The organism is Pseudomonas fildesensis (assembly GCF_001050345.1).
Taxonomy (GTDB): Bacteria; Pseudomonadota; Gammaproteobacteria; order Pseudomonadales; family Pseudomonadaceae; genus Aquipseudomonas; species Aquipseudomonas fildesensis.
The window spans coordinates 1-8,940 of record NZ_LFMW01000046.1 but is presented as its reverse complement, the minus strand read 5'-3'; the positions used below and the strand labels follow the sequence as shown (position 1 = coordinate 8,940).

Genomic DNA, 8,940 nt, shown 5'->3' with positions numbered 1-8,940 from the left:
CGGCATCGGTCTGGTTCCACAGTTGAAGGATGTGTTGTTGCTCATCCTGACCCAGCAGGTTCAGTTGGCTGATGGGCTGCTGTTGGTCGGCAACCATCGCCTGCAACAGGTTCTGCCAGTGGTCGGCCATGCGTTCGATGGTCGCCGCGGCGAACAGGTCGGTGGCATACCCCAGGGAAGCACTCAGCCCCTCGCCCCACTCGTGGACGTCCAAGTCCAGGTCGAAATGCGCGGTGTGGCTGTTCCAGGCCAGTCCTTCGACATGCAGTTCACTCGCCGCTTGCCCTGCGAAAGCCCGGCGGTTGGCCGCCTGATGGTTGAACATCACTTGGAACAACGGGTTCAGACTCAGGCTGCGCTCCGGCTGCAGCGCCTCCACCAGTTGCTCGAACGGCAGGTCCTGATGGGCTTGGGCGTCCAGCGCGCGCTGCTTGACCTGCTGCAGTAATTGGGCAACGGTGGTTTGCCCATCGATATCGGCCTTGAGCACCTGGGTGTTGACGAAAAAGCCGATGAGCCGTTCGGTTTCAACGCGGTTGCGGTTGGCTATCGGTACACCGACACGGATGTCTTCCTGGCCACTGTAGCGATGCAGCAAGGTCTGGAACGAAGCCAGCAGCAGCATGAACATCGTCACGCCTTCGCGCTGGGCCAATGCGTTGAGGCCAGACACCAGCGTAGCCGGCAAATCCACGTGCAACCGCGCACCGCGATGGCTTTGCTCCGCCGGACGCTGAAAGTCGAACGGCAACTCGAGCACGGGTTGCTCACCTGCCAGCAGATCACGCCAGTAGCCAAGTTGGCGCTCTTTCTCGCCAGCGTCCATCCAGTCGCGCTGCCATACGGCGTAGTCGGCATATTGAATCGGCAGTGCAGGCAGCTGCAGGTCCTGGCCCCGAGTAAATGCGCCATACAGCTGCACCAGCTCATCGACCATGACCTGCATCGACCAACCATCGGAAACGATATGGTGCTGTACGAGCACCAGTACATGGTCGTCTTCGGCGATGCGCAGCAGATCAACACGCAGCAGCGGGCCCTGCTCCAGGTCGAACGTGAGCGCTATCTTCGCCTCCACGGTGGCTTGCAGGTCAGCCTCCAGCACGTCGCTATGGTTGATGGCGACAGGTGCAGGCTCAGCCACGATTTGCACGGTGCCGTGGTTTTCCTGGCGCAACAGGGTGCGCAGGCTCTCATGACGCGCCACCAGGCGGTCAAAGCTGTGTTGCAGGGCGACTTGATCCAACGGCCCCTTCAGGCGCAGCGCGCTGGGCACGTGGTAAGCGGCGCTGTCTGGGTCCAGTTGCCAGAGAAACCACTGCCGTTCCTGGGCATAAGACAGCGGCAAGCCGCGGTCACGCGCAACGGGGACCAGCGCCGGCGCCTTGGCCCCCTCACTCGCTTGGAGCGCGAGCAGCGCGGCGACAAATCCTTGCAGGCGTGGCTGTTCGAACAGCACCTTGAGCGGCACTTCCAGTGCCCGCGCCTGGCGCAGTCGCGACGCCACTTGCATAGCCAGCAGCGAATGCCCGCCGAGCTCGAAGAAGTGATCCGTGAGGCCAACGCGCTCCACACCGAGGATATCCGCCCAGATCGCCGCCACTTGAACCTCAAGTGCACTGACCGGCGCAACCCAGGTTTGCAACGAGAGGCTCGCATCCGGTCGTGGCAATGCCTGGCGATCCAGCTTGCCGTTGGGGTTCAGCGGCAGGCGTTCAAGGAATATCAGGTGGGCCGGCACCATATAATCCGGCAGTTGCTCGCGCAGTGCCGACTTGAGCGCTTCATCCAATGCGCGGGTGTCCGGCTGCTCGGCCACCAGGTAGGCCAGCAATTGATTGTCTACCGCCAACACCACGGCCTCACGGACACTCGCCTGGGCGAGCAACAGTGCTTCAATTTCACCCAGTTCGATACGGAAACCGCGGATCTTCACTTGATGATCGACCCGCCCGACGTATTCAATCACGCCGTCGGCACGGTAACGCGCAAGGTCCCCGGTGCGGTAAAGGCGCCCGCCGTTACCGCTGAAAGGATCAGCGACAAAGCGTTCGGCGGTCAGCAACGGACGGTTCAGATAAGCGCGCGCCAGGCCACAGGCGCTGCCGATATACAACTCGCCCACGGCGCCCAACGGCGCGAGGTTGAGATCGCGATCCAGTACATACAAGGCACGCCCCGACAGGGAGCGACCAATCGGGCTTGCGGTGGCGCCAATGACTTCATCGCCGCTGGTGCAGTCCAGCACACTGGAGACCACCGTCGCCTCGGTCGGTCCGTAGGTGTTGAGCAGGCGCACATGCCCCAGGCCCGCACGCAACCATTGCGCGGGACCATCCAGTGGCATGGCTTCGCCACCGATATGCACTTGCCGCAGCGCACCATAGCTACGCGGCCCCGCCGCCAGGCAGTCAAGCAGGAACAGGTTCCAGTAGGCGGTCGGCAGGTCGGCCAGGGTGATGTCCTGTTGCAGGATTTCGCGGTACAGGCGTCCGCTGTCCCATAGTTCCGGGCCACGCAGGACCACGGCGGCGCCTTGGGTCAGCGCAGGATACAACTGCTCCACGAAGCCATCGAAGTTCAGGGTCGCGAACTGCAGTACGCGGTCATCCTCGGTCAGCTTGGAATAACCGGCGGCAATGCTCGCGAATTCGTTCAAGGCACCATGATCGATCGCCACGCCCTTGGGTTTGCCGGTCGAGCCGGAAGTATAGATCACATAGGCCAGGTTGTGCGGGCTGACGGTTGCGCTGAGATTGCCCTCGGCGTACGACGCAAGCGAAACCGTATCGATCGCCAGTGCGGCAACGCCTGCGGGCAGCGCCATCGGCACATGGGATTGGGTCAGCACCAGGCGCACGCCGCTGTCTTCGAGCATATGGGCCAGGCGTTCGCGCGGGTATTGCGGGTCGAGCGGCACATAGGCACCACCGGCCTTGAGGACCGCCAGCAGGCTGACCACCATGGCAAAGGAGCGCTCAACTGCGACCCCCACCAAAACTTCCGCACCCACGCCCTCTGCCACCAGGCAGTGAGCCAGACGGTTGGCTTGCCGATTGAGCGCGTCATAGGTCAGTGACTCCCCATCGAGTACCAGTGCCACCGCTTGCGGGCGTTGCAGCACCTGGGCCTCGAACAGGCGATGGACGCCGGCCTGCCACGCAGCAGCCGGGCGATTGGCATTCCAGGCCTGCAGCAGCGCGTGCTGTTCTTCGGCTGCCAGCAGCGGCAAGCGCGCAATATGATGGGTCGGTGTCTTCACCACGGCCCGCAACAGGCCAAGCCAATGCTGGGCCATGCGTCCAATGGTGGCCGCTTCGAACAGATCCGTCGCGTAGGTCAACGATGCCCACAGCCCATCCGCGGACGCCTGGGTATCCAGGCTCAAGTCAAAGTGTGCGGTGTGGCTGTCCCATGCCAGACCTTCGACCTGCAAACCCGGAATCGACTGCGCGCCCGGCTCGCCGCGCGCGTCGGACTGGTGGTTGAACATCACTTGGAACAACGGGCTATGGCTCAGGCTGCGTTCCGGCTGCAACGCCTCCACCAACTGCTCGAAGGGCAGGTCCTGATGAGCTTGCGCATCCAGGGCCGTGTGCTTGACCTGCTGCAACAATTCGACAAACGACAGCTCACCGGTGATATCGGCCTTGAGCACTTGGGTATTGACGAAGAAACCGATCAAGCGCTCGGTCTCGACCCGGTTGCGGTTGGCAATCGGCACGCCGACGCGAATATCCGATTGGCCGCTGTAGCGATACAACAAGGCCTGGAAGGACGCCAGCAACACCATGAACAGGGTCGCGCCCTGGCGCTGGGCCAAGGCCTGCAGTTCGCTCGCCAGCGTGGCGTCCAGCAACAGGTCCAGGCGTGCGCCGCGATGGCTTTGTACCGCCGGGCGTGGATGATCCAGCGGCAGCTCCAACACGGGCTGCTCACCGGCCAGGCGTTGCACCCAGTAGGTCAGCTGGCGGGCTTGCTCGCCCGCCTCCATCCAGGCACGCTGCCACACCGCGTAATCGGCATATTGAACCGCAAGTGCCGGCAGCTGAGGCTCCAGACCCTGGCTGAACGCGGCATACGCTTGCACCAACTCATCGACCATAACCTCCATCGACCAGGCGTCGGAGATGATGTGGTGCTGCACCAGCACCAGCACATGATCGTCTGCGCCCAGACGCAACAGTTTGACCCGCAGCAGCGGGCCTTGGCACAAGTCGAACGGACGGGCGATTTCTGCTTCGACCCGGGCCTTCAAGGCTCCCGGCTCATCACTGTGCAGGGTCTCGCTGTCGATCTGTAAAGCGGCTGGCGCTGCGATCCGCTGTACCGTACGCTCGCCATCCACGGCAAACACAGTGCGCAGCGTTTCATGTCGCTCAAGCAGGCTATCAAAGCTGCGTTGCAGGGCCTGGCGATCCAGTGCACCGCGCAAACGCAGGGCCGCCGGTATGTGATAGGCGGTGCTCTGCGGCTCCAGTTGCCAGAGGAACCACTGGCGCTCCTGGGCATAGGACAGCGCCAAAGGTTGATCACGCGCCAACCGCAGGATCGTTGGCGAGTCCAGCGTGGTACCTGACAACGCCTGCACGAAACGGCCAAGCACCGGCTGTTCGAACAGGCCTTTCAATGGTGCATCAATGCCCAGCGCCTGGCGTACACGTGACACCACCCGCGTGGCCAACAACGAATGCCCACCGATTTCGAAGAAGTGATCCTCCAGGCCAACCTGCGGCAATCCCAGCACCTCAGCCCAGATGGCCGCGACCTGGCACTCGCGTTCGGTGACAGGCGGCACAAAGTGTTTTTGCAGGGCAGCGGCATCGGGCCTGGGCAACGCCTTGCGGTCGAGCTTGCCATTGGGCGTCAGGGGCATCCGCTCCAGGAACACCAGGTAAGCCGGCACCATGTACTCCGGCAACTGCTCACGCAGGGTGGCCTTGAACTGCTCGCGCAGGGTGACCTGCTCCTCGTCCGACACCGATTGCCGGGTGACCAGGTAGGCCAGCAATTGGTCATGCTCCGTCACCACGGCGGCTTCGCGCACATCAGCCTGCTCCCGCAGGCACGCCTCAATCTCTCCCAGTTCGATACGGAACCCTCGCACCTTGACCTGATGGTCCACGCGGCCGATGTACTCGACCACGCCATCTACGCGATAACGCGCCAGGTCGCCTGTGCGATACAGCCGCTCGCCGTTGCGCGCAAAGGGGTTGGGCACAAAACGCTCGGCGGTCATTGCGGCTCGGCCGTGATACCCCCGGGCCAGGCCCACACCGCCGATCAGCAGTTCACCGCAGGTGCCTACAGGGCTCGGTGTGAGTTCGGCGTTGAGGATAAACAGCGACGTGTTGGCAATTGGTCGACCAACAAACGGCAGGGGCTCAACCAGTGGGTGGGCCGCCGACCAGATCGTGGTTTCGGTCGGGCCATACAGGTTCCACACCGTGCCCTGCTGGGCCAGCATTCGCTGGGCCAGGTCGGCCGGCAGTGCTTCGCCACCGCACAGGCACTTGACCCCGTGCAGCAAGGCGCGGCGTTCGCTGTCCAGGAGCATGCGCCAGGTCGACGGCGTGGCTTGCACCACGTCGATCGCCTGCTCATGCACCAGGCTCAGGATCGCCTCAGGGTCCTGGGACACCTCCTTCTCCGCCAGCACCACCGTGGCGCCGACAGACAACGGGAGGTACAGCTCAAGGGCGAAAATATCGAAGGAGAACGTGGTCAACGACAGCAGGCGCGCGCTTGCGTCGATGCTCAGGGTATCGGCCATGCCCCGTGTGAAGCTGCTCAGGGCGCCATGGCGCACCATCACGCCCTTCGGCTTGCCGGTGGAACCGGAGGTATAGATCACGTAAGCCAAGTGCTCATCGGTCAGCTCGACGTGCGGGTTGTCACTACTGTGATGCGCATCCTCCTGCTCGCTGATGAACAGCACCTGCTGGCCAGCCGTCAGGGGCAGGCGCTCGTGCAGGTCGCCGGTGGTCAACAGCACGCGGGCGCGGCTGTCTTCAAGCATGAACGCCAGTCGGTCGGCCGGAAACTGCGGGTCAAGCGGCACATAGGCGCCACCGGCCTTGAGGGTTGCCAGCAAGGCCAGCACCATGCCCTCCGAGCGGTCCAAGGCGACGGCCACCAGCACGTCCGGGCCGACACCGGCCGCGCGCAAGCGATGGGCCAGGCGATTGGCGCGCAGGTTCAGTTCGGCGTAGCTCAGCGCCTGGTCATTGCAGACCAGGGCTGTCGCGTCGGGACGGGCGCGCGCCTGCGCTTCCAGCAGGCGGTGCACACCCACATCCTGGGGGAACGCCTGGTGCGTGTGATTCCAGGCATGCACCAGTTGCTGCCACTGCGCATCATCCAGCAACGGCAGCTCGCCGACCCGACCGCTGCAATCCTGGCTCACCAGGTGCAACAAACGGTGCCAGTGTGCGAGGAAACGTTCCAACCCCGGCGCATCAAACAGGTCGGTGGCATAGGTCAGGGACGCGTGGATGCCGTCAGCCGATTCCTGGGTGTCGAGGTTGAGATCGAACTGCGAGGTCTTGCTTTCCCACTCCAACCCCTGCACTTGCAGGCCGGTGACACTGCCGCCGCTGCGCTGGGTGTCGGTCTGGTGGTTGAACATCACCTGGAACAACGGGTTGTAGCTCAGGCTGCGTTCCGGCTGCAGTGCTTCCACCAATTGTTCGAACGGCAAGTCTTGATGCGCCTGGGCTTCCACCGCACGCTGCCGGGTTTGTTGCAGCAGTTCTCGGAAGGTCATTTGGCCGTCGATATCGGCCTTGAGAATCTGCGTATTGACGAAAAAGCCGATCAGGCGCTCGGTTTCCACCCGATTTCGGTTGGCCACCGGCACGCCGATGCGGATGTCAGCCTGGCCGCTGTAGCGATGCAGCACGGCCTGGAACGACGCCAACAGCAACATGAAGATTGTCACACCCTCGCGCTGTGCCAGGATCTTGAGGCCCGCCACCAGCGACGCTTCGAGCGTCAGGTCGAGCCGTGCACCACGGTAGCTTTGTACGGCGGGCCGTGGCCGGTCCATCGGCATTTCCAGTACCGGTTGCTCGCCACCGAGCATGCCGGCCCAGTAACCCAGCTGGCGCTCGCGCTCTCCCGCCTCCATCCAGCTGCGCTGCCACAACGCGTAGTCAGCGTACTGGATCGGCAAGGCCGGCAATTGCAGGTCCTGGCCCTGGACATTGGCCGCGTAAAGCTGGACCAGCTCGTCAACCATCACCTGCATCGACCAGCCATCGCAGACGATGTGGTGCTGGACCAGCACCAGCACATGCTCCTGGGGCGCCAGGCGCAGCAGCTTGACCCGCCACAGCGGGCCTTGCAGCAAATCGAACGGCTGGGCGATTTCAGCTTCTACCAGGCCTTTGAGGTCCGACTCCTGGGCGTCGACCAGGGCAATGTCCACGCTCAACTGATCGGCAATGACCTGCAAGGCGCTGTCGCCGTCCTCCTGCAAATGCGTGCGCAGGCTTTCATGGCGTATCACCAGCGTGTCAAAGCTGCGCTGCAGCGCCGCCACATTCAGGTGGCCCGTCAGGCGCAGGGCCCTTGGTATGTGATAGGCGGTGCTCTGCGGCTCCAACTGCCACAAAAACCACTGCCGCTCCTGAGCATAAGAAAGCCTAAGAGGCTCACCTTCCTGGCGCTTGAAAACCGGGGCAATCTCAAACAGGTTGATACCTTGCTGCTTGAGCAATACCGCCAACGCTTTCTTTTGTTGCGCCGTAAGTGACCCTACCGACTCGATTAATGCTTGCACGCCACGCCCCTCAGGAAATCAATTTATCCAAATCTTCTGCTGATAGACGTTTGAGGGCCTCCAAGGATTTAGCTAATGCGTCCTGCACCGGCGAATTATTTGTCTGCCGGGCGGCCACATGGGCGCTGAAATCAGCCAGGGTCGGGGTGGTGAAAATCGATTTGACGTCGAATTCGGCATGCAACTGCTCGCGCAGGCGCACCACCACCTGCGTAGCCAGCAGGGAGTGCCCGCCCAGTTCGAAGAAGTTGTCGTTCAGGCCCACGCGATCGACTTCCAGCACCTGCGCCCAAATGGCGGCGATCTGTTGTTCGAGTTCGCTGCGCGGGGCGACGTATTCCCTCGCCTGCAAGCTGGTATCCGCCTTGGGCAAGGCCTTGCGGTCGAGCTTGCCATTGGGGCTCAGGGGCATCTGTTCCAGCAGCATCCACTGCGCCGGGACCATGTAGTCCGGCAGCTGCTGACCCAGGTGGGCGCCCAGCACATCACGCCAGTCATCGCCAGCGTTGTGCAGCACCAGGTAGCCCACCAGGTATTTGCCGTCGACGGCCAGCACGGCGCTCTCACGTACCCACTCGTGCTCCAGCAGGCGCGCTTCGATTTCGCCCAGCTCGATGCGCAGGCCACGCAGCTTGACTTGGTGGTCGATACGCCCGGCGTATTCGATCACGCCGTTTTCGCGGTAGCGCGCCAGATCGCCGGTGCGGTACAGGCGTTCGCCTTTGACAAACGGATGCGCGACAAAACGCTCGGCAGTCAGGGAAGGACGGCGGTGGTAACCACGGGCCAGGCCGATGCCGCCCAGGTACAGCTCGCCCAGCACCCCGACCGGGACCGGCTCGAAGTTGCTGTCAAGGATGTAGCAACCGAGGTTGGCGATCGGGCGACCGATCGGTACGGCATCGCGACCTTCATCCACGCAGGTCCAGTGGGTCACGTCGATGGCGGCTTCGGTCGGGCCGTACAGGTTATAGAGCCCGACCTGTGGCAGCTTGGCGAACACTTGCTGCTGGGCGTCCGCCGGCAGGGCTTCACCACTGCACACGATGCGTTGCAGGCTTTGGCAGCTCGACACTGCTGGATCCTGCAGGAACGCCTGCAACATCGACGGCACGAAGTGCAGCGTGGTGACCTGCTGCTGATTGATCAGGTTGATC

At 63.1% G+C, this 8,940-nt stretch carries 2 protein-coding genes; both read right to left on the bottom strand.

Going from position 1 to position 8,940, the window contains the following annotated elements:
* Window positions 1-7,783, bottom strand: a 7,783-nt coding sequence (locus tag ACR52_RS28900; RefSeq protein WP_152687722.1) for a non-ribosomal peptide synthetase, incomplete at its 3' end; no start/stop codon positions are given.
* A gap of 10 nt (window positions 7,784-7,793) precedes the next feature.
* A partial coding sequence (locus ACR52_RS28895; protein WP_048731877.1) for an AMP-binding protein occupies window positions 7,794-8,940 on the bottom strand: 1,147 nt, incomplete at its 5' end.